Raw genomic sequence first — 24,698 nt, 5'->3', positions numbered from 1 at the left:
CTCCCGAGAGAAGTGATCGATGGTCTCCGAGAACTCCGACGCCCAGGACGGCGAGCCGACCGCCCTTGCGCTGAAGATACTGGTCGCCGGCGGTTTCGGCGTGGGCAAGACCACCCTGGTGGGCGCGGTCAGCGAGATCAGGCCGCTGCGCACCGAGGAACTGCTCAGCGAGGCCGGCCAGCTGGTGGACGACACCGACGGCGTGGACCAGAAGGTCACCACGACCGTCGCCATGGACTTCGGCCGCATCACCATCCGCTCCGGCCTGTCCCTCTACCTCTTCGGCACCCCCGGCCAGGACCGCTTCTGGTTCCTGTGGGACGAGTTGTCCCAGGGAGCCCTGGGCGCCGTCGTCCTCGCCGACACCCGGCGCCTGGAGGACTGCTTCCCGGCCGTGGACTACTTCGAGCACCGGCACATCCCGTTCGTGGTGGCCGTCAACTGCTTCGCCGGCGCCCGGAGCTACGGCGCCCACGACGTGTCCCGCGCGCTCGACCTCGACCAGGGAACTCCCGTGGTGCTCTGCGACGCACGGGACCGTGACTCGGGGAAGGAGGTGCTCATCCGCCTGGTCGAGTACGCCGGGCGCATGCACACCGCCCGGCTGCTCGACTCGGTGGGCTGACCGGGCGGATCCGTCAGTCGGCGACGCGCTTCTCCGCCAGCACCTTGTCGATCTTCACGCGGACGAGGAGTTCGCCCGGAACGCCGTTGCGGGCCGCGAACTCCTCGGCCCGCTCCTCGCCCATGTACCGCGCGCCGATCCGGCCGGCCCAGTGCCGGACCTCGTCGAGATCCTCCGACAGCCGGGCCCGGCCCTGCACCACCACGTAGTCGAAGGGCGGCCGGTCGTCGTCCACGCACAGGGCGACACGCCCGTCCCGCGCCAGATTGCGCCCCTTGACGGTGGCCTTCCCGGTGTTGAACACCAGATCGTCACCGTCGAGCACGAACCAGATCGGCGCCACATGCGGGCTCCCGTCGGCCCGGACGGTGGACAACTTGCCGGTACGGGTGCCGTACGAGACGAACTCCCGCCATTCCTCATCGGTCATCTTCTGTGCCATGTCCCCATTCTCCTTGCCCCGTTGACGGTCGTGGGGAAGGCTTGCGGGAGATCCTCCGGGCTGGAGGAGACGTCACACGGGGAGACGGGACACATGCCGGAGAAGCAGGGCCTCGGCTGGCTGCTGGACGATCTGACCGAGCGCGTCGACCACGTCCGGCACGCGCTGGTGCTGTCCAACGACGGACTGGTGACGGGCGCGAGCACGGGACTGCGCCGCGAGGACGCGGAACATCTCGCCGCCGTCTCGTCCGGACTGCACAGCCTCGCCAAAGGATCCGGCCGGCACTTCGGCGCAGGTCAGGTACGGCAGACGATGATCGAGTTCGACGACGCGGTGCTGTTCGTCACCGCGGCCGGCACCGGTAGCTGTCTGTGCGTGCTCAGCGGCTCGGACGCCGACATCGGCCAGATCGCCTACGAGATGACACTGCTCGTCAACCGGGTCGGCGAGCATCTCGACGTGGACGCCCGCCAGCCCGAGCGGAGTTCGCCGACAGACCTCTGACCTGCCAGTTCTTCGCCCCCCGTGGGGTTATCCACAGGCCCGCCACGCGTCTCGCCCCACCGGCTACGGTGTGTCACACGGCGAACGCACACAGCGTGAGCGACGACTCCACGGGGGAGCGACCATGTCGAGCAGCACGATCACCCAAATCCGGCGCCACTCCTGCACACCCAGCCGCGCGGCCCGCGAACTGGGCCTCAAGCGCAGCGAGTTCGACCTCGCCGTCCACCTCGGTCTGATCCGGACGATGCCCGACGAAGGAGGCGGGGGCCGCCGCGTGACTCCTTCGGAGATCGACCGGCAGCGGGCCACGGACGGCTTCCCGGACGCACTGCGTGAGCGGGTACGGCTCGTGGGCACCACCGAGGGCGCGGAGGTCATGGACATCCCCGTCGGCAGGTTCACCCGCCTGGCCCGCCTCGGCCTGATCTCGCCGGTGCGCTTCTACCTCAACAGGTACCGGACCGTCGTATGGCTGTATCTGGCCACGGAACTCGAGGAGTTCACGGTGGTCGAGGAGAACAAGCCGCTGCTGACCGGGCGACGCATGCCCGAAGGTCTGCGCGACATGCTGGACGAGGGCGTCGACCTGCGTGCCCGCAACTGGCGCGGACGCCACCGGGGATTCCTCCTGCGCCTCGCCGAAGACCCCTGGGAGAGCGCCGGAGTCCTCGCCGCCTTCCTCGACCCCGCCCAGATCGCGGAACTCGTCCCGGACCCCTACGACCGCTCGCACCTGAGCCGTTTCCGGCCCGGACCGCCCGCCCACGGGGCGCTGGGCTCACCTGCCGCGCACCTCGTCGAGAAGATCATGACGGCGGACGACCCGGCGGAGACCGAATGGCTGAGGAGCGAGCTGGTCCATGTCCTGGACGACGCCCGACGCTTCCGGCCCGCACCACGCCCGGCGGCCCGGCGGACACCCGCCGCGCCGCCACCGGCAGAGCCGTCGGCGCCGGCGGCGCCGCAGGAACCGTCCCGCGGCGGCCTGCTGGGCTGGCTCCGGCGCAGAAGCGCCTGAACGCACCGCCTGAACGCACCGCCTACAGCGCCCGGAACAACCCTTCCTGGACGACGGACACCAGCAGACGCCCCTCCAGGTCGTAGATCCGGCCGCGGGCCAGCCCGCGTCCGCCCGTCGCGATCGGCGACTCCTGGTCGTACAGGAACCACTCGTCCGCGCGGAAGGGCCGGTGGAACCACATGGCGTGGTCCAGCGACGCGATGTCGAAGGTCCGCGGGCCCCAGAGGGGCTGGACCGGGAGGCGGACGGCGTCCAGCAGGGTCATGTCGCTCGCGTAGGTCAGCGCGCAGGTGTGCACCACCGGGTCGTCGCCCAGCGGCCCGACCGCGCGCATCCACACCGCACTGCGCGGCTCGGCGTCCTTGACCTCCTCGGCGCTCCAGCGCAGCCGGTCCACGTACCGGATGTCGAAGGGCTGGCGGCGCGCCATCCGCTCCAACTGCTCGGGCAGCTCGCCCAGGTGCTCCCGGATCTCATCCCCGACCCGCGGCAGGGACTCCGGGTCCGGGACCTTGCGAGCGGGCGGCAGCTGGTGCTCGAACGGACCTTCCTCAGGCTTGTGAAAGGAGGCGGTGAGATTGAAGATCGTGCGGCCCTGCTGCACCGCGGTGACCCGGCGGGTGGTGAACGACCGCCCGTCCCGCACCCGCTCGACCTGGTACACGATCGGCACGCCGGGCCGGCCCGGACGCAGGAAGTACGCGTGCAGCGAGTGCACCGGGCGGTCGCCCTCCGTGGTGCGGGCGGCGGCCACCAGCGCCTGGCCCGCGACCTGGCCGCCGAAGACCCGCTGGAGGGACTCGTGCGGGCTTCGGCCGCGGAAGATGTTGACCTCGATCTGCTCCAGGTCGAGCAGATCGACGAGCCTCTCGGCCGGGTTCGTCATCGGTGGGATTCTCCTTGGCTCACAACGGACCTGGGGCTCACAAAAGACCTGGCCCTCACGGCCGGCATGCGACTCACAGCTGGCCGACGTCGGTGACCCGGACGACCGCGCGGCCCTCCGCGTCGGAGGCGGTGAGGTCGACCTCCGCACTGATGCCCCAGTCGTGGTCGCCGTTCGGGTCGGCGAAGGTCTGGCGGACGCGCCAGAGCCTGTTCTCCGGCTCCTCCTCGATCCGCAGCAGCTTCGGACCACGCGCGTCGGGGCCGGTGCCGAGGTCGTCGTACTCGTCCCAGTACTTGTCCATCGCCTCGCCCCACGCATCGGCGTCCCAGCCGGCCTCGGCGTCCATCTCGCCGAGTTCCTCGACCTGGTCCAGGGCGGCGAGTTCGACGCGGCGGAACATGGCATTGCGGACCAGGACCCGGAAGGCGCGCGCGTTGGTGGTGACCGGCTTGACCTCGTCGGCCCTCTCCTGGGCCTCCTCGGCGGTCATCTCCTCCGGGTTGGCGAGCTGCTCCCACTCGTCCAGGAGGCTGGAGTCGACCTGGCGGACCGTCTCGCCGAGCCACTCGATCAGGTCCTGGAGGTCCTCGGACTTCAGGTCGTCCGGGATGTTGTGATCGAGCGCCTTGTACGCGCTGGCGAGGTACCGCAGCACGATGCCCTCGGTGCGGGCCAGCTCGTAGAAGGACACCAACTCCGTGAAGGACATGGCTCGTTCGTACATGTCACGGATGACGGACTTCGGGGAGAGCGGATGGTCGCCGACCCACGGATGGCTCTTGCGGTACGTGTTGTACGCGTGGAAGAGCAGCTCCTCCAGGGGCTTCGGGTAGCTGACGTCCTGGAGGCGCTCCATGCGCTCCTCGTACTCGACGCCGTCCGCCTTCATCGCGGCCACCGCCTCGCCCTTCGCCTTGTTCAGCTGGGCGACGAGGATCTGCCGGGGGTCGTCCAGCGTGGACTCCACGACCGACACCATGTCCAGGGCGTAGGACGGCGATTCGGGGTCGAGCAGCTCGAACGCGGCGAGCGCGAACGTGGACAGCGGCTGGTTCAGCGCGAAGTCCTGCTGGAGGTCCACGGTGAGGCGGACGATCCGGCCGGCGGCGTCGGGCTCGTCGAGCTTCTCGACGATGCCGCCGTCCAGCAGCGAACGGTAGATGGCGATCGCCCGCCTGATGTGCCGCAACTGCTGCTTGCGCGGCTCGTGGTTGTCCTCCAGGAGGTGCCGCATGGCCTCGAACGCGTTGCCCGGGCGGGCGATCACCGAAAGGAGCATCGTGTGGGTGACCCGGAAGCGGGACGTCAGCGGCTCCGGCTCGGAGGCGATCAGCTTCTCGAAGGTGCTGTCCGACCAGGCGACGAATCCCTCGGGCGCCTTCTTGCGGACGACCTTGCGGCGCTTCTTCGGATCGTCACCGGCCTTGGCGAGCGCCTTCTCGTTCTCGACGACGTGCTCGGGCGCCTGGGCGACCACGAAGCCCGCGGTGTCGAAGCCGGCCCGGCCCGCGCGCCCCGCGATCTGGTGGAACTCGCGGGCGCGCAGGGTGCGGACACGGTTGCCGTCGTACTTGGTCAGTGCCGTGAACAGCACCGTGCGGATGGGCACGTTGACACCGACGCCGAGGGTGTCGGTGCCGCAGATGACCTTCAGCAGACCGGCCTGGGCGAGCTTCTCCACCAGCCGCCGGTACTTGGGCAGCATGCCGGCGTGGTGGACGCCGATGCCGTGGCGGACGTAGCGGGAGAGGTTGCGGCCGAACTTGGTGGTGAAGCGGAAGTTGCCGATCAGCTCGGCGATCTGGTCCTTCTCCTCGCGCGAGCACATGTTGATGCTCATCAGCGCCTGCGCCCGCTCCACGGCCTGCGCCTGCGTGAAGTGCACGATGTAGACCGGCGCCTGCTTGGTCTCCAGGAGCTCCGTCAGGGTCTCGGTGAGCGGGGTGAGCCTGTACTCGTAGGAGAGCGGCACGGGGCGGGTCGCCGAGCGCACCACCGACGTCGGCCGGCCGGTGCGCCGGGTGAGGTCCTTCTCGAACATCGAGACGTCGCCGAGCGTGGCCGACATCAGGATGAACTGCGCCTGCGGAAGCTCCAGGATGGGGATCTGCCAGGCCCAGCCGCGGTCCGCCTCCGCGTAGAAGTGGAACTCGTCCATGACGACCTGGCCGACGTCCGCCTGCTTGCCGTCGCGCAGCGCGATCGACGCGAGGACCTCGGCGGTGCAGCAGATCACGGGCGCGTCGGCGTTGACGGAGGCGTCACCGGTCAGCATGCCGACGTTCTCGGTGCCGAACATCTTGCACAGCTCGAAGAACTTCTCCGAGACCAGCGCCTTGATGGGCGCGGTGTAGAAGGTGACCTCGTCGCGGGCCAGGGCGGCGAAGTGGGCACCCGCCGCGATCATGCTCTTGCCGGAGCCGGTGGGCGTCGACACGATCACGTTCGCGCCGGAGACCACCTCGATCAGCGCCTCCTCCTGGTGGGGGTAGAGCGTGAGACCCCGCTCCCCGGCCCACGACTCGAAGGCTTCGTAGAGGGCGTCGGGGTCTGCGGTCTGCGGCAGCTGATCGATGAGGGTCACGGACCCATCTTGCCTGGCCTCCTCCCCTACAGGGGAATCGGTTGTCGGGAGGAAGATCATGACCAGTACGCTGTGTCGCCGACGGAGCGTCAGCGCAGCCGGTCAACTGGACGGTGGCACACGAGGAATGGGGCGGGCAACGCCGATGATGGGACCAGCACACTCACTGTCGGGCGCCGCGGCCTGGCTGGGCGTAGGAGCGGCTGCCGCCGCCACGGGGCACACCATGCCGTGGCCCGTGCTGCTGGCCGGAGCGCTGATCTGCGCCGGCGCCGCGCTCGCTCCCGATCTCGACCACAAGGCGGCCACGATCTCGCGGGCCTTCGGGCCGGTCTCCCGGGCCCTGTGCGAGATCGTCGACAAGCTCTCCTACGCCGTCTACAAGGCGACCAGGAAGCAGGGCGACCCTCGTCGTTCCGGCGGTCACCGCACGCTCACGCACACCTGGCTGTGGGCCGTCCTGATCGGTGTGGGCTGCTCGGTGGTGGCGATCACCGGCGACCGGTGGGCCGTGCTCGCGATCCTCTTCGTGCACATGGTGCTGGCCATCGAGGGCCTGCTGTGGCGGGCCACCCGGGGCTCCAGTGCCGACGTCCTGGTGTGGCTGCTGGCGGCCACCAGTGCGTGGATCATCGCCGGTGTCCTGGACAAGCCGGGCAACGGCTCGAACTGGCTGTTCACCCAGCCCGGCCAGGAGTACATGTGGCTGGGGCTGCCGGTGGTCCTGGGTGCGCTCGTGCACGACATCGGGGACGCGCTGACGGTGTCGGGCTGCCCGATCCTGTGGCCGATCCCGGTGGGCCGAAAGCGCTGGTACCCGATCGGACCGCCGAAGGTGATGCGGTTCCGCGCGGGCAGCTGGGTCGAGCTGAAGGTGCTGATGCCGGCGTTCATGCTGCTCGGGGGAGTGGGCTGCGCGGCGGCGCTGAACTTCATCTGAGGCCGGCGCGCGAGGGTACTGACACGCTCCCCGGCCCTGGCGCGCCGGGGGCGGCCGGTCGGTCAGCCGTCCTGGCCGGTCCCGCCGCCGTACCGCCGCTCGAAGGCAGCCACGCGGCCCTCCGAGTCCACCGTCCGCGCCTTCCCGGTGTAGAAGGGGTGGCTCTCCGAGGAGATCTCCACGTCCACCACCGGGTAGGTCTCGCCGTCGTCCCACTCGATGGTCCGGTCGCTGGTCGCGGTGGAGCGGGTCAGGAAGGCGTAACCGGCGGAGCGGTCACGGAAGACGACCTCGTGGTAGTCGGGGTGCTTGTCCTGCTGCATGGCGGTTCCTCGTGCGGTGCGGGTGTCGTGCTCTCAGCCGTGCTCCCAGCCGTGTTCTCAGCTGTGTTCTCAGCCGGACAGGGTCTCCTCGTCCACGATGTGCATCGCCGCCTCCTCGGCGGACGCCGCGGCGCCGTCGATGCCCACGTCCGTGGCGACCAGCGCGCTCTCCTCGTCCTCGTGAGCCCCTTCGTCGGGGGCCACGAGACGGCCGGAGCGCATCGCGCCGACCTCGTTGTCCAGGAGTTCGCCGTCGGTGCCGTCCACGTCGCCGATGCCGTCGCCGTCGGACGGCACGAAGTCGGGAAGTTCCTCAGCGAGCCGCTGGTCCAGCGTCTCGCCCTGTCGGCGCTCCGCGGCGGTCACGCCGGTGTGCTCCACCGCCCACGGTCTGTCCGGTGGGGACCAGCCGCGGTCGAGGGGGTCGTCGACCCCGTCGTCCTCCAGGGTGTCCTCCGCGTCGAGCAGCCCCGCGTCGTCCTGGATCTCGGAGCCGTCGGGCTGGTAGACGTCGTCTCCCCATCCGTCGGAGCTGTCCACGGGTACCTCCAGGTGAAGGGGACGGGCCCGATCCTCCGCAGCCCAGGCGGGCCACGGACCCCCGGGGCACTTGCCGCGCCCGCAGGCGGCCCGAGCCGCCCGCACACGCTCCCTGAGCCGGTGCTGCTGTCCAGCCTTCCACCCCGGTTCGGGACAGCGCAACGCCAGGGGCGCTGCACCGGCCGGAGCAGGGGTAGGCGGGGCCGGGGTGTGGGGTGGGGTGGCTGCCGGGGGAGGGGGCGAGCGGGGCGTGGCGTGAGGTGGGCCCACCACCCACCCGACGCCCCCCCCACCCGGCGCCCACCACCCCGGCGTCCGTCACCCCGGCGTCGTCCCGCTCCTCACCCGTGCCAGGACCGCCACAACGCCGCATACGCGCCGTCCGCCGTGACCAGCTCCTCGTGGCTGCCCAGCTCGCTGATGCGGCCGTTCTCGACGACGGCGATGACGTCCGCGTCGTGGGCAGTGTGCAGCCGGTGGGCGATCGCGACGACCGTGCGGCCGTCGAGGACGCGGGCCAGGGAGCGTTCCAGGTGACGGGCCGCCCGGGGGTCGAGCAGCGACGTCGCCTCGTCGAGGACCAGGGTGTGCGGGTCGGCCAGCACCAGACGGGCCAGCGCCACCTGCTGTGCCTGGGCGGGGGTGACGGTCAGCCCGCCCGAGCCGACCTCGGTGTCCAGGCCGTCGTCGAGCGCGCGTGCCCACCCGTCCGCGTCGACCGCGCCCAGGGCCGCCCACAGCTCGGCGTCCGTGGCGTCCGTCCGGGCGAGCAGGAGGTTGTCGCGCAGGGAGCCCACGAAGACGTGGTGCTCCTGGTTGACGAGGGCCACATGCTCACGGACCCGTTCGGCGGACATCCCGGACAGCTCGGCGCCGCCCAGGGTGACCCGGCCGTCCCGGGGCGCGTAGATGCCGGCCAGCAGTCTGCCCAGGGTGGACTTGCCGGCGCCCGAGGGACCGACCAGCGCCAGCCGGGTGCCGGGCGCGACCTCCAGGGACACCTTGCGCAGGACGTCGACTCCCTCCAGGTAGCCGAAGTGCACCCGGTCCGCACGCACCTCCCGCCCGTCGGGCGCGAGCCCGGCGTCCGTACCGGCCGGCTCGACGTCCCGGACGCCCACCAGCCGGGCCAGCGACACCTGGGCCACCTGGAGCTCGTCGTACCAGCGCAGGATCAGCCCGACCGGGTCGATCAGCATCTGCGCGATCAGCGCACCGGTCGTGAGCTGGCCGACCCCGATCCAGCCCTGGAGGACGAACACCCCGCCGACCATCAGCACCGACGAGAGGATCATCACGTGGCTGACGTTGATGCACGGGAAGAGCACCGACCGCAGCCACAGCGTGTACCGCTCCCAGGTGGTCCACTCCCTGATCCGCCGCTCCGACAGCTCGATGCGGCGGGCACCGAGCCGGTGCGCCTCGATCGTGCGCCCCGCGTCCACGGTCTCCGCGAGCGCGGCGGCCACCGCGGCGTACCCGGCGGCCTCCGAGCGGTACGCGGACGGTGCCCGCTTGAAGTACCAGCGGCAGCCGGCGATCAGCAGCGGCAGGGCGAGCAGGACGGCGGCGGCCAGCGGCGGCGCGGTGATCACGAGTCCGCCGAGCAGCAGGGCCGCCCACACCACACCGATCGCCAGTTGCGGTACGGCCTCGCGCATGGCGTTGCCGAGCCGGTCGATGTCGGTCGTGATCCGGGACAGCAGGTCGCCGGTCCCGGCCCGTTCCAGGACGCCGGGCGGCAGGCCGACCGACCGCACGAGGAAGTCCTCGCGCAGGTCGGCCAGCATCTGTTCGCCGAGCATCGCACCGCGCAGCCGCACCTGCCGTACGAAGACGGCCTGGACGACCAGGGCGATGACGAACAGTCCCGCGGTCAGCTCGAGGTGGAGTTCGCGCGCCCCGTCCGAGACCCGCTCGACGAGGTCGCCGAGCAGCCAGGGCCCCACCATGGAGGCCACCACCGACACAGTGTTCACGCCGACGAGGAGGGCGAAGGCGCGGCGGTGCCGGCGGAACAGTTCGGCCACGTAGGCGCGTACGGTCGCGGGGGCTCCGACGGGCAGGGTGTTCGCCGTCGTCGGTGCCGCCGGGTCGTACGCCGGTGGCGCCACGCCGATCATGCGCTCTCCTCGATCTCTTCCAGGGCGTGCAGCACGTCGTGCTCGTGCGGTACGCCGTCCTTCTCGTGCCGTACATGGTTCTCGTGCCGCGCATCGTTCAGCGCGGCCTCGTCGTCCGTCTCGCGGGTGACGACCGCCCGGTACCGCGGTTCCTTGTGCACCAGCTCGCGGTGCACGCCGACCGCCGCGACCTCGCCGTCGTGGACGAGCACCACGCGGTCGGCGCGGTCCAGGAGCAGGGGCGAGGAGGTGAACACCACCGTGGTGCGCCCGCTCCGCAGGTCCCGTACGCCGTCCGCGATCCGTGCCTCGGTGTGCGAGTCCACCGCGGAGGTCGGTTCGTCCAGGACCAGCACCTCCGGGTCGGTGAACAGCGACCGGGCCAGGGCGAGCCGTTGGCGCTGGCCGCCCGAGAGGGAGCGCCCGCGTTCGGTGATGCGGGCGTCCATCGGGTCCTCGGCGTCCAGGGACCCCTGGACCAGGGCGGCCAGTACGTCCGCGCACTGCGCGGCGGCGAGCGCCTCCACGGCACCGACGTCACCCGAGGCGGGCACGTCGAGCAGTTCGCGAAGGCTGCCGGAGAGCAGCACCGGGTCCTTGTCCTGGACGAGAACGGCGGTGCGTGCCGAGTCGAGCGGCAGCTCGTCCAGTGGCACGCCGCCCAGCAGCACGGAGACGCCCCCCTCCGAGGGGTGTCCACCGAGCCGTTCGGCGAGCAGCCCCGCCGCATCCGGGTCGCCGCAGACCACCGCGGTGAGCCGCCCGGAGGGGGCGAGCAGACCGGTGGCCGGGTCGTACAGGTCCCCGGAGGGCATGTCTCCCGGGACCTCCGCAGCCGCCGCCCCGTCGGACGGCGTGGCCCGTTCCAACGACAGCACCCGGGCGGCCCGGCCGGCCGAGGGGCGCGAGAAGGAGTACGCCATGGCGATCTCCTCGAAGTGCCGCAGCGGGTAGGTCAGGATCATCACCGAGCTGTAGACGGCGACCAGTTCGCCGATCTCCACCCGGCCCTGGCGGGCCAGGTGGACGCCGTACCAGACGACCGCGATCAGCAGCAGACCCGGCAGCAGGACCTGGATCGCGGCGATCAGCGACCACATCCGGGCACTGCGCACGGCCGCGTGGCGGACCTCCTGGGAGGCCCTGCGGTAGCGGTCGAGGAAGAGTTCTTCACCGCCGATGCCGCGCAGTACGCGCAGCCCGGCGACGGTGTCGGAGGCCAGCTCGGTGGCGCGGCCCGCCTTCTCGCGCTGGAAGTCGGCGCGTCTGGTCGCCCGGGGCAGCAGGGGCAGCACCGAGAGGGCCAGCACCGGCAGGCCCACGGCGACCACCACGCCGAGCGCCGGCTGGTAGACGACCAGCCCGACGCAGACCACGACGATCGTGACGGCCGCCGCGGTGAACCGGGACCAGGCCTCCACGAACCAGCCGATCTTCTCGACGTCACCGGTGGAGACGGCCACGACCTCGCCGGCCGCGACCCGTCGGGTCAGAGCGGAGCCCAGGTTCGCGGCCTTGCGGGCCAGCAGCTGCTGGACGCGCGCGGCGGCCGTGATCCAGTTGGTGACGGCGGTGCGGTGCAGGAAGGTGTCGCCCACCGCGTTGCCGACGCAGCACAGCGCCAGCAGTCCGCCCGCGAGGGCGAGTCGGCGGCCGGAGTGGTCGACGACGGCCTGTACGGCCACGCCGACGCAGAAGGGCAGCGCGGAGACCGAGAGGAAGTGCAGTAGTCCCCAGGCCAGCGACTTGAACTGACCGCCCAGCTGGTTCCTGAAGAGCCACCACAGGAACCGGGGGCCCGAGCGTGCGTCGGGCACTCCCGGATCGGCATACGGAAGGTCTTGGATCTGCATGAGGGGTGTGTCCCGGTTGCTCGTGTCAGGGGGGTGGGAGGAGAGCCGCGCACGGCGGCTGCAAACCGTGAAAGGTTCGCGGCAGAGCGTGTCCGGAGGCAACAGGTTTTCCGCCGCGACGCATGGAGAACCGGCCCGCCCGCGGCAGGGAAGGGGCACTTCCGCCCCACGCGACGCACAGCAACCGGCTCGCCCGCCCCGCGTGACGCGCGTGCCGCGCACAACCGGCGGCTCGGCCGCCCCGGCGCTCCGGTGCGACGATGGACCGATGGGAGGCGGAGGCGTACGGCGGATCGCGGTGGCCACGACAGCGGTGGGAGTGTTGCTGCTCCCGCTGGGAGCGTGCGGCGGCCCGGGCCCGGCACACACCGGCGCCACCCCCGCGTCCGCCGGCCCCGTCCCCCGCACCGAGGCCGGGGACGCATCCGCGGGCCGACCGACCCGTATCCCCGGCGTCGGCGACCGCCTCCGGACGCGCATCCCCGCGAACTCCCGCCAGGTCGTCGCGGTCTACGGCGACGGGAGGAACTCCGCGGACGCCACCGTCGTGCTGTACGCCAGGCACGGCTCCGGCTGGGACCGTGTCCGCGGCTGGCCCGCCCACAACGGCAAGAAGGGCTGGACCACCGACCACCACGAGGGCGACCGGCGCAGCCCGGTCGGGGTGTTCACGCTCAGTGACGCGGGCGGCGTGCTCCCGGACCCCGGCGCGCGGCTGCCCTACACGAGGTCGGCCGCGATCGCCGCCCCGCGCTGGTGGCCCCGGTCCTACTGGCACGACTTCGACTACGTGATCGCCGTCGACTACAACCGTGTCGAGGGCACCCCGCCCAACAACCAGACTCGGCCCGAGGGTTACGCCAAGGGCGGCGGTATCTGGCTGCACATGGACCACGGCAGCGGTACGTCGGCCTGTGTCAGCGTGTCCAGGTCGGCGATGCGGTATCTGCTGCGCACGCTCGATCCGGACCGCCATCCCGTGGTGGTGATGGGGGACAGGGCGGACCTGGCGGCGTAAGCCGGCCGGGGGAGGCGTCATTGCGGGAGACGCCCGACTCGCCGTAGAACACGGCCATGAAGAGTCGGATAGTCATGTCCATGCTCACAGGGGCGACCCTTCTGGTGAGCACACTGCTCGGAGCGGCCCCGGCCCAGTCGGCGGCGCGCCCCGCACAGACAGCGTCAGCCCGACCGGCGGCGCCCGCAGACCAACCCACCCCCGCTCCCGCCGAGTTCGGCACCGACTGGCACGACCCCGTCACCGCCGCCCCGCCCGTCACCAAGCCCCCGGGCAGGTCCTGCCGGGTCACCGTCGCCGAAGCGCGGTTCCGCGACTTCACGCCGTACACCGGCACCTACGCCCCGCCCAAGGGCTGTGGCGACCGCTGGAGCAAGGTCGTGCTGCGTCTCGAAGGCCACGTCAAGGGACGGCAGTTCGACCGGCTCGGCTATCTGCACATCGGCGGGGTCGAGGTGCTCCGCACGTCCACCCCGCAGCCCTCGCCCGACGGCATCGAGTGGTCCGTGGAGAAGGACGTGACGCGCTACAGCGACACACTCCGCCGTCGCCAGGACGTCGAGATGCTCATCGGGAACGTCGTCGACGACACCTACACCGGCATCATCGACGTGAAGGTGACGCTGACGTTCTACGCAGGCGCACCGGACGCCGGCAGCACTCCCGGCCGCGTGCTCACCCTCGCCGACGGGGCCCTCACCACCCCGCGCAACAGCGAACGCATCGTCGCCGAGGTGTACGCCACCGGCTCCGGCGGCGGCTGCGAGGAGTACTGGTATCTGACGGTGCCGTCGAACGCGCCGTACTCCTGCCGGGCGGACGGTGGCCCCTACCGCGAGGTCCAGATCCAGGTCGACGGCCAACTCGCGGGCATCGCCGCCCCGTTCCCGACCGTGTGGACCGGGGGCTGGTCCAACCCCTTTCTCTGGTACGTCGTTCCGGGCCCCCGCGCCTTCGACGTCAAGCCGATCGAATACGACCTGACCCCTTTCGCCGGGATCCTCAACGACGGGCGCCCGCATCGCCTGGAGGTCTCGGTCGTCGGTGTGCCCGCGGGGCAGTCCGGGTGGAGCACGCCGGTGAACGTCCTCGTCTGGCAGGACACCAGGAGCAGGCACGTCACCGGAGGGCTCATCACGCACGACAGCGGTGACCTCGCCAACTCCTCCGTCTGGACGCCCGGTTCGGAGCAGCGCGTGGACACCGACGGTGACCACCGGCTCACCGTCGCCGGGTACGTGGACACCTCGCACGGCCGGGTGACGACCACCGTCCGCCGCTCACTGGCGAACACGTCCACCCATCGCTGGGGTGACGGCGAGAACCCCGACGCGCTCAAGGCCACTTGGACGGACGACGAATCGGTGACCGTGGACGGCCGTGGCCCGGCCCGCACCACCCGCACCCACCGGACGTACACGATGGACGGCACGACCACGGTCGGCGCGGGTGACCGCCTCCGGACGGTACTGACCCTCGGTGACCGCGCCGAGTCCATGGTGAGCCGAGGCCGCCGCACCGCGGTGTGGTCCCGGCTCGACGACACCTACACGGGCGACGCCACCTACACGATCAACGTCCCGCGCGATCAGCGGCACGCGGTCGGCACGACGAGCGAGCACTACCGGATCCGGGGCTCGGCCGGATGCCACGACCGGTCACTCGTGACCGTGCAGGGAGTGCTGACCGAGGAACGCGACGGCTGCTGAGCCGAGTTGTGTGCGGTGCGTCACAGGGTGCGTGATTTACGCGGCGGAAACACGGCGGTCTCGTAGGCGATCAACGGTCCCTCCAGAGTAGTCCTCACGGAAGCCGCTTTCCGTATCGCAGAAGTCTCCCCTGGCTTCTGTGGCTCCCCGTCCCCCCAAGGAGTGCCCGTGCCGCCGTCCGTCCCGTCCCTGCCGCGACGCGTCGCACACACACTGCGTACCTCTCTCTTCGTCCAGGTCGCCGTCGCGCTGGTCCTCGGCATCGTCGTCGGCAAGCTGTGGCCCGGCTTCGCCTCGGACCTCCAACCGCTCGGCGACGGCTTCACCCGGCTCATCAAGACGATCATCTCGCCGCTCGTGTTCTGTGTGGTCGTCGTCGGCATCGCCAAGGCGGGCGACCTCAAGGCGTTCGGCCGGATCGGGCTCAAGGCGCTGATCTGGTTCGAGGTCGCGAGCACCCTCGCGCTGGTCATCGGACTGCTCGCCGCCAACCTCGTCCAGCCCGGCTCGGGGATGCACGTCGACCCCGCCACGCTCAACTCCGCGGCCGTGGACGCCAAGACGGCCGGCGGACATCTGCCCTCGACGACCGAGTTCATCGTCAACGCGCTGCCCACCAGTTTCATCGGCGCCTTCGCCGAGAACTCCCTGCTCCAGGTGCTCATCCTGGCCTGTCTGGTGGGCGCCGCGCTGCTCCACCTCGGGCACACCAAGGTCCCGCGGGTGCTGCCCGCCATCGAGCAGGCCCAGGAGATCATCTTCGCGATCGTCGGCTTCGTGATGCGCCTCGCGCCGATCGCCGTGTTCGGCGCCATGGCCGTGCTGATCGGCCAGTACGGCCTCGGCGTCATCGAGACCTACGCCAAGCTGATCGTCCTGTGCTACATGGCCGCCGCGCTCTTCATCGCGCTGCTCGCCGTCGCGCTCAAGGCGCTCACCGGGCTCAGCCTGTGGAAGTTCCTGCGCTACATCCGCGAGGAGATGCTGCTCGCGCTCGGCACCGCGTCCACCGAGTCCGTCATGCCGCGCGTGATGCAGAAGCTGCGCAAGGCCGGGGCGCGCGACGACGCGGTGGGCCTGGTGCTGCCGACCGGCTACTCCTTCAACCTCGACGGCGCCTCGCTCTACCTCTCCATCGGCACCCTGTTCATCGCCCAGGCCGTCGGCGTCGACCTCAGCCTCGGCCAGCAGATCACCGTGGTCCTGGTGCTGATGCTGACCAGCAAGGGCATGGCGGGCATCCCCGGCTCGGCGTTCCTCGCCCTGTCCGCCACCGCCGCCTCGCTCGGCGCGATCCCCGCCGGTGCGGTCGCCCTGCTCCTCGGCGTCGACCGCATCATGGACTCGATGCGCGTGGTGACCAACCTCCTCGGCAACTGCGTCGCGGTCTTCGCGGTGTCCCGCTGGGAGGGCGCCCTGGACATCGACAAGGCGAAGAAGGTGCTGGGCGGCGAGGTCGTCCCCGAGGCGGAGGAGGAGCCCGCCCCGGCAGCCGTACCCGAGGCGGAGGAGGAGACCGCCCCGGCTCCGGTCGTCACGGAACCGGTCGTCGAGGAACCGGTCGTCAAGGAGCCCGTCGCCGAGGTGAGTTGACGCTCGCGGTCGCGACGCCCCGAGGCCACCGCTCCGTACGACAGGAGTGGTGGCCTCGCTCGTCCTCGGTGCCGCGAGTGCTGCCCGTCAGTGCTGCCAGTACGGCCCGTCCACCAGCGTGTCCAGCAGCCCTCCGAGCGCCGCGCGCTGCTCGTCCGACAGCGGAGCGAGGATCTCCTCCGCGGCGGCCCTGCGTACGTCGTGCAACTCGCGCAGGGTCTTGACGCCGTCCCCGGTCAGCTCGATGCGGATCACCCGGCGGTTGGTCGGATCCGGTACCCGCCGCACCTTGCCGCCGTCCTCCAGCGCGTCGACGAGACTGGTCACGGCCCGGGGGACCACCTCCAGCCGCTCGGCGAGGTCGGCCATGCGCGGCGGTGTGTCGCAGTGCGCGAGGGTGCGCAGCAGCCTGGACTGCGCGGGTGTGACGCCGAGACCGCGCTGTCCCAGGTGGCGCTTCTGGATGCGGAACACCCGGCGCGTCAGTCTGAGCAACTGCTCGGCGAGCAGGCCGTCGGAATCTGGCGTGGTCATGCGGGAACAATATCAGGACCTGGTTCATTGTGAGTATAGGTAACAATGAGCTAAGCTCCGTTGGTCCTCACCGCCTCACCTTCCGCAGGAGACCATGCCCCGCGATCACATCGACTGGACCCCCACGCCCGGCACCTCGACCGACCAGCCCCGGCAGGTGCGCCGCATCCTCCGGCTCTTCAAGCCCTACCGTGCCCGGCTCGCCGTCGTCGGCCTGCTGGTCGGCGCCTCCGCCCTGGTCACCGTCGCCACCCCGTTCCTGCTGAAGGAAACGCTGGACGTGGCGATCCCCCAGGGCCGCACCGGACTGCTCAGCCTGCTCGCGCTGGGCATGATCCTGAGCGCGGTCCTGACCGGCGTCTTCGGCGTCGGCCAGACCCTGATCTCCACCACGGTCGGCCAGCGCGTCATGCACGACCTGCGCACCGCGGTCTACGGCCGCCTCCAGCGCATGTCGCTCGCCTTCTTCACCCGCACCCGCACCGGCGAGGTGCAGTCCCGCATCGCCAACGACATCGGCGGCATGCAGGCCACCGTCACCTCGACCGCGACCTCGCTCGTCTCCAACCTGACCAGCGTCGTCGCCACGATCATCGCGATGATCGCCCTCGACTGGCGCCTGACCGTCGTCTCGCTGCTGCTGCTCCCGGTGTTCGTGTGGATCAGCCGGCGGGTCGGCAACGAACGCAAGAAGATCACCACGCAGCGCCAGAAGCAGATGGCCGCGATGGCCGCGACGGTCACCGAGTCGCTCTCCGTCAGCGGCATCCTGCTCGGCCGCACCATGGGCCGCTCCGACTCGCTGACCCGGTCCTTCGCCGACGAGTCCGAGAGCCTGGTCGACCTCGAAGTGCGGTCGAACATGGCAGGACGCTGGCGGATGGCCGTGATCGGGATCGTCATGTCCGCCATGCCCGCCGTCATCTACTGGACCGCGGGCATCGCCCTCCAGGCCGGCGGCCCGGACATCTCCCTCGGCACCATCGTCGCCTTCGTCTCGCTCCAGCAGGGCCTGTTCCGCCCGGCCGTGAGCCTGCTGTCGACCGGCGTCCAGATCCAGACGTCGCTCGCGCTCTTCCAGCGCATCTTCGAGTACCTCGACCTGCCGATCGACATCACCGAGCGGGAGGACCCGGTCCACCTCGACCGCGTGAAGGGCGAGGTCCGGCTGGAGGGCGTCGAGTTCCGGTACGACAGCGACGACGACGAGCGCGCCCCCGTCCTCACCGGCATCGACATCGACGTCCCGGCGGGCAGCAGCCTCGCGCTCGTCGGCTCGACCGGCGCCGGCAAGTCCACCCTCGGCTATCTCGTCCCGCGGCTCTACGACGTGACGGGCGGCCGGGTCACCCTCGACGGGGTCGACGTCCGGGACCTGGACTTCGACACCCTCGCGCGGGCCATCGGGGTCGTCTCGCAGGAGACGTACCTCTTCCACGCCACGGTCGCCGACAACCTGCGCTTCGCGAAGCCGGACGCGACCGACGAGGAGATCGAGCAGGCGGCGCGGGCGGCGCAGATCCACGACCACATCGCGTCCCTGCCCGACGGCTACGACACGGTCGTGGGCGAACGCGGTCATCGCTTCTCGGGAGGCGAGAAGCAGCGCCTCGCCATCGCGCGGACCATTCTGCGGGACCCGCCCGTCCTCATCCTGGACGAGGCGACCAGCGCCCTGGACACGCGTACCGAGCACGCCGTGCAGGAGGCCATCGACGCGCTCTCGGCCAACCGCACCACGCTGACCATCGCGCACCGGCTGTCCACCATTCGCGATGCCGACCAGATCGTGGTCCTCGACTCCGGCCGGGTGGCCGAGCGGGGTACGCACGAGGAGCTCCTGGAGCAGGACGGGCGGTACGCGGCGCTCGTACGCCGAGATGCCCAACTGGAACCGACAAGCTGAAAATATGCCGGGTTTGTGGTGATATGCGGGTTACCGTGCCCGCATGTACCAGAACACTCCGCCACGGAGCACGATCCGACTGACGCGCCGGGGGCGTCTCGTCCTCATCGCCACCGGGGCCGTCGTGGCCGGCACCGCCGTGGCGGTGCCGCTGCTGATGCTCGACAGCGGCCAGGGCGCCAAGGAGCCCACCACCCTGCTCATCCCCGAGGGCTGGCGGGCCGGGCAGGTCTACGACGCCGTCGACAAGGCCCTCGGCCGGCCGCCGGGGAGCGCCAAGAGGTCCCTGGCCAAGGCGCACCTCAAGCTGCCGAACGAGGCGGAGGGCAACCCGGAGGGCTATCTCTTCCCGGCGACGTACCCGCTGGAGCGGAACGGCAGGAAGACGACGCCGGAGGCGCTGCTCTCGTTCATGGTCGACACCGCCAACAAGAAGTTCAACGGCGCCCCGATCGCGGCCGGTGCACAGCGCAACGCCATGAACGTCTACCAGGCCGTCACCATCGCGAGCATCGTCCAGGCCGAGGCGGCGACCAAGGCCGACATGGCGAAGGTCGCCCGGGTCGTCTTCAACCGCCTGGAGCGAGGAATGCCGCTCCAGATGGACTCCACCGTCAACTACGCCCTGAACCGCTCCACGTTGCGGACGACCAGCGCCGACACCCGCATCGACAGCCCCTACAACTCGTACCAGCGCATGGGCCTGCCGCCCACTCCGATCGACAACCCCGGGGAGGACGCGATGCGTGCCGCGATCGCACCGGCCGCGGGCAACTGGCTGTACTTCGTGACGGTGAAGCCGGGCGACACCCGCTTCACCGACAACTTCGAGGAACACCGGCGCAACGTGGCCGAGTTCAACAAGAACCAGAAGAACTCGGCCAAGCAGGACTGAAAGTGACGAACCGTCACATGCGGCTGGAAGCGACGCAGTGTCGCTCGGAGCGCCAAGCGATGCCGCGTTGCACGGAGCGCAAAGCGATGCCGCGTCGCACGGAGCGCAAAGCGATGCCGCGTCACAGGGAGCGTCAAGCGGCCACCGGCTCCTCGGCCAGCAGCCGCTTGATGTCCCGTACGGCGGCGCGGCCCGCGCGGTTGGCGCCGATCGTGCTCGCCGACGGGCCGTAGCCGACCAGATGGACCCGGGGATCGGCGACCGCGCGGGTGCCCTCGACCCGGATGCCACCGCCCGGCTCCCGCAGCTTCAGCGGGGCCAGGTGCTCGATGGCGGCCCGGAAACCGGTCGCCCACAGGATGACGTCGGCGTCGACGCGCCGCCCGTCCTTCCACTCCACGCCCTCCGGCGTGATCCGCTCGAACATCGGCTGCCGGTCCAGTACACCGTTCGCGAGGGCCTGCCGTACCGCGTCGTTGAGCGGCAGTCCGGTCACCGACACCACGCTCTTCGGCGGCAGCCCCTGCCTCACCCGCTCCTCGACGAGCGCCACGGCCTCCCGGCCGACGTCCTCGGTGAAGGGGCCCTCACGGAACACCGGCTCGCTCCGGGTGACCCAGGTGGTGGCCGCCGCGTAGGGGGCGAGCTCCATCAGGTGCTGGGTGCCGGACGCGCCGCCGCCCACCACGACCACCCGCAACCCGGCGAACGCCTCGGGCCCCGGGTACTGCGCGGTGTGCAACTGCCGTCCCCGGAAGGTCTCCTGGCCCGGATAGCGCGGCCAGAACGGCCGGTCCCAGGTACCGGTCGCGTTGATCAGCGCCCGGGTCGACCAGGTGCCGTCCGAGGTCTCCACCAGCAGCCTGCCGTCGACGCCCTCGCGCACGGCACGGACGTCGACAGGGCGTCGTACCCGCAGGTCGAAGGCGCGTTCGTACGCGGTGAAGTACTCCGCGATCACGGCCGACGACGGCCGCTCCGGATCGGCGTCCGTGAGCTCCATGCCCGGCAGCGCGTGCATGCCGTGCACCTTGCCGTACGTCAGCGAGGGCCATCGGAACTGCCAGGCGCCGCCGGGCGCGGGGGAGTGGTCCAGGACCACGAAGTCGCGCTCCGGCTCGAAACCGGTGCGGCGCAGGTGATAGGCGCTGGACAGACCCGCCTGACCAGCACCTATGACGACGACCTCGACCTCGCGCGTGTTGTTCACATTTCTACTAACGGCGGCGGGAGGCCGGATCTTCCCACCTCGCCCTCCTGCCACCAGGATGGGAGAACAACTGCGGCACCGGGTCCGGCGGCAGTGCGGTCAGGCCGCCCTCGACCTGGGGGTGGGTGCCTTCGAAGGCGTACGGCTGTGGCGAGGGCCGTGGTGGTCAGCCAGGCGTCCTCGCACAAGGTCCCGGTCGGCGTGAGCACCGCCTTGGAGCCCCGGCACCTGCCCGCTGCGGTTCGAACCGTAGGCGTGCCGGTCCACGAGGGTGCGGTCGTCACCGTCGGTGAGCAGGAACCGGTGGTACCGGCGCGTCAGTTCGTCTCCGAGGGGCGCGGCGCGGTGGTGGAGGCCGGGAGGCCGCCGTTGAACCGCGGGTCCGTGAAGTCGCCGAAGTCGACCTTGCGCGGGATCAGCTTCAACTGGGTGAAGGTGTCGGCGATCTGCTGCTCCGAGGCGATCAGCTGCTGGTCGACCGCGACGGCCACCCGCGTGGTGTACGTCCGCTTCACCGCGGCGAGCGCCACGTCCTCGGGCAGGCCCGTCTCCTTCGCCCAGACCTTCGCCCACTCCGACTCGTGGGAGTAGACCCACTTGTAGGCGCGCCGCAGCCGCTCCAGGTAGTCCTTGATCGCGGCGACCTTCTTCGGGTCCTTCAGCGCGCTCGGCGAAGCCACCTGGAAGGTCAGGCCGTTGGTGATCCCGTCACCGGTGGTCAGCACCCGCCCCTGCTTCGCCTGAAGGATCTGCGAGGTGTACGGGTCCCACACCGCCCACGCGTCGACCTTGCCGGAGGTGAACGCGGCCAGCGCGTCGGCCGGCTGGAGGTACTTGACCTTCACGTCGCTCAGGCTCAGCCCGGCCGCCTTCAGCGAGGCGACCAGCTGGTAGTGGGCGGAGGAACCCTGCGCCACGGCCACCGACCTGCCCTTGAGCTGCGCGGGATCGGTCAGCTTCGAGCCGTTCGGGACGAGGAGGGCGTCGCCCTTGGAGGTGCCGTGCCAGGCCGCCACCACCGTGATCTTCGAGTCGGCGCCGGCCGCGAAGACGGGCGGGGTGTTGCCGACCCCGCCGATGTCGACGGCCTTGGCGTTGACGGCCTCCAGGAGCGGCGGACCGGAGGTGAAGGTCGACCACTTGATCTTGTAGTCGAGGTTCTTGAGTTCCCCCGCGGCGTGCAGGATGGCCGCCGAACCGCCCTTCTGGTCACCGACGTTCAGTGTCAGCGAGCCCTTGCCGTCGGTGTCGGAGCCCGTGCCGGCGGTGGCGTTTCCGCCGCAGGCGGTGAGCAGGAGGGCGAAGGGGAGAAGCAGTGCGGCGGGGGCGAGGCGGCGTCGCATGGGGAGTCCGTTCTGTGAAACCGAGGTGGTGTGCGGGGGAGTTCAGGCGGCTTCGGCGGCGGTGGCGACGCCGAGGCGCTCCAGGAGCTGTCCGCGGATCTCCGCGAACCGGGGGTCGGCGATGTCCCTCGGCCGGTCGAGGTCGATCTCCTGCTCGTGTGCGATGACGCCCTCGTCCATCACGAGGACCCGGTCGGCGAGCAGGACGGCCTCCTCGACGTCGTGCGTCACCAGGAGCACCGCGCAGCCGCGGCGCTGCCACAACTCACCCACCAGGCGCTGGGCCTTGATGCGGGTGAGGGCGTCGAGCGCGCCGAACGGCTCGTCCAGCAGCAGGAGATCGGGCTCGCGCACCAACGCCCGTGCCAGGGAGGCACGTTGGGCCTCGCCGCCGGAGAGGGTCTTGGGCCAGGCGTCACTGCGGTGGCCGAGTCCGACCTCCTCCAGGGCCTGGTCGGCTACGGCGCGTGCGGGCTTGCCTGGCAGGCCGAGCAGGACGTTGCGCCACACCTTCTTCCACGGCATGAGGCGGGGCGCCTGGAAGGCGACCGCCTTGCGGCGCGGGACCAGGACGGTGCCCTCGATGTCCCGGTCGAGCCCGGCGAGGATGCGCAGCAGGGTGGACTTCCCGCAGCCGCTGCGGCCGAGGAGGGCCACGAACTCGCCTGGGCGGACGTCCAGTCGGAGGTCGTCGATGACCGGGCGGCCGTCGAAGGAGCGGGTCAGGCCCTCGACACGGACGGCGTGCGCGGGGCGGGGTGCCGCCGCGGACGCGTCGGTGGTTTCGGTGACTTCCTTGGTAACAGTGACTTCGGTCGCCCTGTCGGCCCCTGTGGGACCGGAGGATGTCTGCGCCGCCTCGGGCGCCGTGGGGCTCACCGGCCGGTGAAGGTGGGTCGCCATTGCAGCAGCAGCCTTTCGAGCGTGCGGACGATGAAGTCGGCCAGCAGGCCGAGGAAGGCGTAGACGATCAGGCAGACCACGATGACGTCGGTGCGCAGGAAGTCCCGTGCCTGCACCATCAGGAAGCCGATGCCGGAGTCCGCGTTGACCTGCTCGGCGAAGACGAGCGCGAGCCAGGCGATGCCGAGGGAGTAGCGCAGGCCCGTCATGGCGCCGGGCAGCGCGCCCGGCAGGATGACATGCCGGACGAGTCCCCAGCGGGAGAGTCCGAGGGACTCCCCGGCCTCGATCAGCTGGGAGTCCACGCCCCGGATGCCGGCGTAGACGTTGAGGTAGAGCGGGAAGGTCACGCCCAGCGTGATGATGGCGATCTTGGGCGCCTCGCCGATGCCGAACCAGATGATGAACAGCGGGATCAGACCGACGAACGGCACGGTCCGCAGCATCTGGACCGGGGCGTCCACAATGTCCTCACCGACCCTGAACAGGCCGGAGACGAGGGCGAGTCCGGTGCCGATGACCGTGCCGAGCAGCAGCCCGCCGGCGACCCGCTGGAGCGAGGTCGTCATCGCGGAGGCCAGTGAGCCGTCGGCGATCAGATCCCCCGCGACCTGGGCGATCCGGCCGGGGGAGGCGAGCACGTCGGGCGTCAGCACACCGGTCGCGCTCAGGAGCTGCCACAGGATCAGCAGCAGCACGGGGCCGGTCGTGCGGCGCAGCCAGCGGGGGACACGGGTGCGGCGGGAGGAGGCGGGGACGATGGGTTCCAGGCCTGTGGCCGTGGCGTCCGGGGTGGCATCCGAGCCGACGGCGTTCCCGGGGCTGTTCACCTGTTGCGATATGTCAGAAATATCGGGTTCTTGGGAGTCGGGTGGGGCATGGCTGATGCTCATGGGAGCTCCACGGAGGGGAGAGCGGCGTGGGGGATGAAGGCGGGCGCCGCTGAGTCCAGCCGCGCGCCAACGGCCGTTCAGCAGCCGGAGATCAGCGCGAACCGGACGTGTCGGCAGGGCGGAGCCCAGGCGCGGGACAGCGGGAGAAAGGCGTCAGCAGCCGCGGCGACACGCGGCGGAGGCCACCCGCAGCAGGTCGATGTGACCGCGCGTGGTGAGCAGGGCTGAACGCAACATGCGGCAGAAAGTAGTCAGTGCGCGCGACGACGGTCAATGGCGTCTCGCGGAGTGGACCCGCCGTATCGCAGAACGGGCCGTCGATGACGAGTGAATCCGGCCGCAGGGGTGAGGATGGGGGCATGTCTGACGCTTTCACCACCCGAGTCCTGAACGTCTCCTCCGGTTCGTCGGAGCGGATCGTCGACCTCACCGGCGACTGCGAGGCCTTCCTGAGGGAGGCGGCCGCCGGCCGTGACGGCCTCCTCAACGTCTTCGTGCCGCACGCGACGGCCGGCGTGGCCGTCATCGAGACGGGCGCCGGCAGCGACGAAGACCTCCTCGCCGCCCTCCACACCCTGCTCCCCGCCGACGACCGCTGGCAGCACCGCCACGGCAGCCCCGGCCACGGCCGCGACCACGTCCTCCCGGCCCTCGTCCCGCCCCACGCGACGCTGCCGGTCCTCAACGGGCGCCTGGAGCTGGGGACGTGGCAGTCGGTGTGCCTGGTGGACACCAACGTCGACAACCCCGAGCGCAAGGTGCGGCTGAGCTTCCTGGGGTGAGCGTCCTCCAAGCCGACCTATGGCCGGAAACAACTATTCGTATTCGTGTTCGGCGCCTCGGT

General features: G+C 70.9%; 23 protein-coding genes and 1 pseudogene. 10 read left to right on the top strand and 14 right to left on the bottom strand.

Annotated elements, in window-relative coordinates:
* Positions 1-19: 19 nt before the first annotated feature.
* On the top strand, positions 20-625 hold the full coding sequence (locus tag AQJ54_RS24310; RefSeq protein ID WP_020137221.1) for a GTP-binding protein: 606 nt from the start codon (positions 20-22) through the stop codon (positions 623-625).
* A 13-nt stretch (positions 626-638) separates the two neighbouring features.
* Here AQJ54_RS24310 and AQJ54_RS24305 read toward each other — a convergent pair whose 3' ends face one another.
* Positions 639-1,067, bottom strand: a complete 429-nt coding sequence (locus tag AQJ54_RS24305; RefSeq protein ID WP_062026344.1) for a PPOX class F420-dependent oxidoreductase — start codon at positions 1,065-1,067, stop codon at positions 639-641.
* A gap of 93 nt (positions 1,068-1,160) precedes the next feature.
* Here AQJ54_RS24305 and AQJ54_RS24300 point away from each other — a divergent pair, with 93 nt between their 5' ends.
* Positions 1,161-1,574: a roadblock/LC7 domain-containing protein gene (locus AQJ54_RS24300; protein ID WP_020137219.1), complete on the top strand. Its 414-nt coding sequence runs from the start codon at positions 1,161-1,163 to the stop codon at positions 1,572-1,574.
* A 124-nt stretch (positions 1,575-1,698) separates the two neighbouring features.
* Complete coding sequence (locus AQJ54_RS24295; RefSeq protein WP_062240934.1) at positions 1,699-2,595, top strand: DUF6397 family protein; 897 nt, start codon at positions 1,699-1,701, stop codon at positions 2,593-2,595.
* 22 nt (positions 2,596-2,617) lie between these two features.
* Here AQJ54_RS24295 and AQJ54_RS24290 read toward each other — a convergent pair whose 3' ends face one another.
* Together AQJ54_RS24290 and AQJ54_RS24285 are read right to left on the bottom strand one after the other, a co-directional pair.
* Positions 2,618-3,484: an acyl-CoA thioesterase gene (locus AQJ54_RS24290; RefSeq protein ID WP_030316676.1), complete on the bottom strand. Its 867-nt coding sequence runs from the start codon at positions 3,482-3,484 to the stop codon at positions 2,618-2,620.
* A 73-nt stretch (positions 3,485-3,557) separates the two neighbouring features.
* Positions 3,558-6,071, bottom strand: coding sequence for a DEAD/DEAH box helicase (locus AQJ54_RS24285; protein WP_062240931.1), 2,514 nt, complete (start codon positions 6,069-6,071; stop codon positions 3,558-3,560).
* Between the two features lie 145 nt (positions 6,072-6,216).
* On the opposite strand from AQJ54_RS24285, the gene AQJ54_RS24280 reads away from it, so the two are divergent.
* Positions 6,217-7,011 (top strand): metal-dependent hydrolase, encoded by a 795-nt coding sequence (locus AQJ54_RS24280; RefSeq protein ID WP_062240929.1) that lies wholly within the window; start codon positions 6,217-6,219, stop codon positions 7,009-7,011.
* Between the two features lie 62 nt (positions 7,012-7,073).
* Here the strand turns inward: AQJ54_RS24280 and AQJ54_RS24275 are convergent, their stop codons facing one another.
* The 4 genes from AQJ54_RS24275 to AQJ54_RS24260 form a co-directional block, all read right to left on the bottom strand.
* Complete coding sequence (locus tag AQJ54_RS24275; protein ID WP_030316680.1) at positions 7,074-7,334, bottom strand: type B 50S ribosomal protein L31; 261 nt, start codon at positions 7,332-7,334, stop codon at positions 7,074-7,076.
* Positions 7,335-7,403: 69 nt separating this feature from the next.
* Positions 7,404-7,874, bottom strand: coding sequence for a DUF5709 domain-containing protein (locus AQJ54_RS24270; protein ID WP_062026349.1), 471 nt, complete (start codon positions 7,872-7,874; stop codon positions 7,404-7,406).
* A 341-nt stretch (positions 7,875-8,215) separates the two neighbouring features.
* Positions 8,216-9,997: an ABC transporter ATP-binding protein gene (locus AQJ54_RS24265; RefSeq protein WP_062240927.1), complete on the bottom strand. Its 1,782-nt coding sequence runs from the start codon at positions 9,995-9,997 to the stop codon at positions 8,216-8,218.
* A complete protein-coding gene (locus AQJ54_RS24260) occupies positions 9,994-11,850 on the bottom strand; it encodes an ABC transporter transmembrane domain-containing protein (RefSeq protein ID WP_062240925.1) in 1,857 nt (618 codons plus the stop codon). The genes AQJ54_RS24265 and AQJ54_RS24260 overlap by 4 nt, the downstream gene beginning before the upstream one ends.
* 268 nt (positions 11,851-12,118) lie before the next feature.
* On the opposite strand from AQJ54_RS24260, the gene AQJ54_RS24255 reads away from it, so the two are divergent.
* From AQJ54_RS24255 to AQJ54_RS24245, 3 genes are all read left to right on the top strand, one after another.
* Complete coding sequence (locus AQJ54_RS24255; RefSeq protein ID WP_062240923.1) at positions 12,119-12,868, top strand: hypothetical protein; 750 nt, start codon at positions 12,119-12,121, stop codon at positions 12,866-12,868.
* Between the two features lie 56 nt (positions 12,869-12,924).
* Complete coding sequence (locus AQJ54_RS24250; protein WP_062240921.1) at positions 12,925-14,577, top strand: peptide-N4-asparagine amidase; 1,653 nt, start codon at positions 12,925-12,927, stop codon at positions 14,575-14,577.
* A 168-nt stretch (positions 14,578-14,745) separates the two neighbouring features.
* A complete protein-coding gene (locus AQJ54_RS24245; protein ID WP_062240918.1) occupies positions 14,746-16,170 on the top strand; it encodes a cation:dicarboxylate symporter family transporter in 1,425 nt (474 codons plus the stop codon).
* An 87-nt stretch (positions 16,171-16,257) separates the two neighbouring features.
* Here the strand turns inward: AQJ54_RS24245 and AQJ54_RS24240 are convergent, their stop codons facing one another.
* On the bottom strand, positions 16,258-16,704 hold the full coding sequence (locus AQJ54_RS24240) for a MarR family winged helix-turn-helix transcriptional regulator (protein WP_062240916.1): 447 nt from the start codon (positions 16,702-16,704) through the stop codon (positions 16,258-16,260).
* Positions 16,705-16,798: 94 nt separating this feature from the next.
* Between AQJ54_RS24240 and AQJ54_RS24235 the strand changes: the two genes are divergently transcribed.
* Positions 16,799-18,610: an ABC transporter ATP-binding protein gene (locus AQJ54_RS24235; protein WP_062240914.1), complete on the top strand. Its 1,812-nt coding sequence runs from the start codon at positions 16,799-16,801 to the stop codon at positions 18,608-18,610.
* A 43-nt stretch (positions 18,611-18,653) separates the two neighbouring features.
* The gene (gene mltG, locus AQJ54_RS24230) at positions 18,654-19,505 is read left to right on the top strand and encodes an endolytic transglycosylase MltG (RefSeq protein WP_062240912.1); all 852 of its coding nucleotides are present in this window, start codon (positions 18,654-18,656) and stop codon (positions 19,503-19,505) included.
* Between the two features lie 133 nt (positions 19,506-19,638).
* Here mltG and AQJ54_RS24225 read toward each other — a convergent pair whose 3' ends face one another.
* The 6 genes and pseudogenes from AQJ54_RS24225 to AQJ54_RS47805 form a co-directional block, all read right to left on the bottom strand.
* A complete protein-coding gene (locus AQJ54_RS24225; RefSeq protein WP_062240910.1) occupies positions 19,639-20,715 on the bottom strand; it encodes an NAD(P)-binding domain-containing protein in 1,077 nt (358 codons plus the stop codon).
* Between the two features lie 64 nt (positions 20,716-20,779).
* Positions 20,780-21,036: pseudogene (locus AQJ54_RS46780) on the bottom strand (hypothetical protein); the annotation flags it as partial.
* Positions 21,033-22,058: an ABC transporter substrate-binding protein gene (locus tag AQJ54_RS24220; protein WP_062240909.1), complete on the bottom strand. Its 1,026-nt coding sequence runs from the start codon at positions 22,056-22,058 to the stop codon at positions 21,033-21,035. The pseudogene AQJ54_RS46780 and the gene AQJ54_RS24220, both read right to left, overlap by 4 nt.
* 42 nt (positions 22,059-22,100) lie before the next feature.
* Positions 22,101-22,961 (bottom strand): ABC transporter ATP-binding protein, encoded by an 861-nt coding sequence (locus AQJ54_RS24215; RefSeq protein WP_062240907.1) that lies wholly within the window; start codon positions 22,959-22,961, stop codon positions 22,101-22,103.
* Positions 22,934-23,854: an ABC transporter permease gene (locus AQJ54_RS24210; protein WP_062026361.1), complete on the bottom strand. Its 921-nt coding sequence runs from the start codon at positions 23,852-23,854 to the stop codon at positions 22,934-22,936. Before AQJ54_RS24210 ends, AQJ54_RS24215 begins: the two co-directional genes overlap by 28 nt.
* Before the next feature lie 153 nt (positions 23,855-24,007).
* On the bottom strand, positions 24,008-24,091 hold the full coding sequence (locus tag AQJ54_RS47805) for a putative leader peptide (protein ID WP_349817350.1): 84 nt from the start codon (positions 24,089-24,091) through the stop codon (positions 24,008-24,010).
* 122 nt (positions 24,092-24,213) lie between these two features.
* On the opposite strand from AQJ54_RS47805, the gene AQJ54_RS24205 reads away from it, so the two are divergent.
* On the top strand, positions 24,214-24,636 hold the full coding sequence (locus AQJ54_RS24205) for a secondary thiamine-phosphate synthase enzyme YjbQ (protein WP_062240905.1): 423 nt from the start codon (positions 24,214-24,216) through the stop codon (positions 24,634-24,636).
* The last annotated feature ends 62 nt before the right edge of the window (positions 24,637-24,698 follow it).

Origin of the sequence: Streptomyces griseorubiginosus, assembly GCF_001514195.1 — a bacterium.
Classification (GTDB): domain Bacteria; phylum Actinomycetota; class Actinomycetes; order Streptomycetales; family Streptomycetaceae; genus Streptomyces; species Streptomyces griseorubiginosus.
The sequence above is the reverse complement of the archived record's forward strand: the minus strand, read 5'-3'. Positions and strand labels throughout refer to the sequence as shown.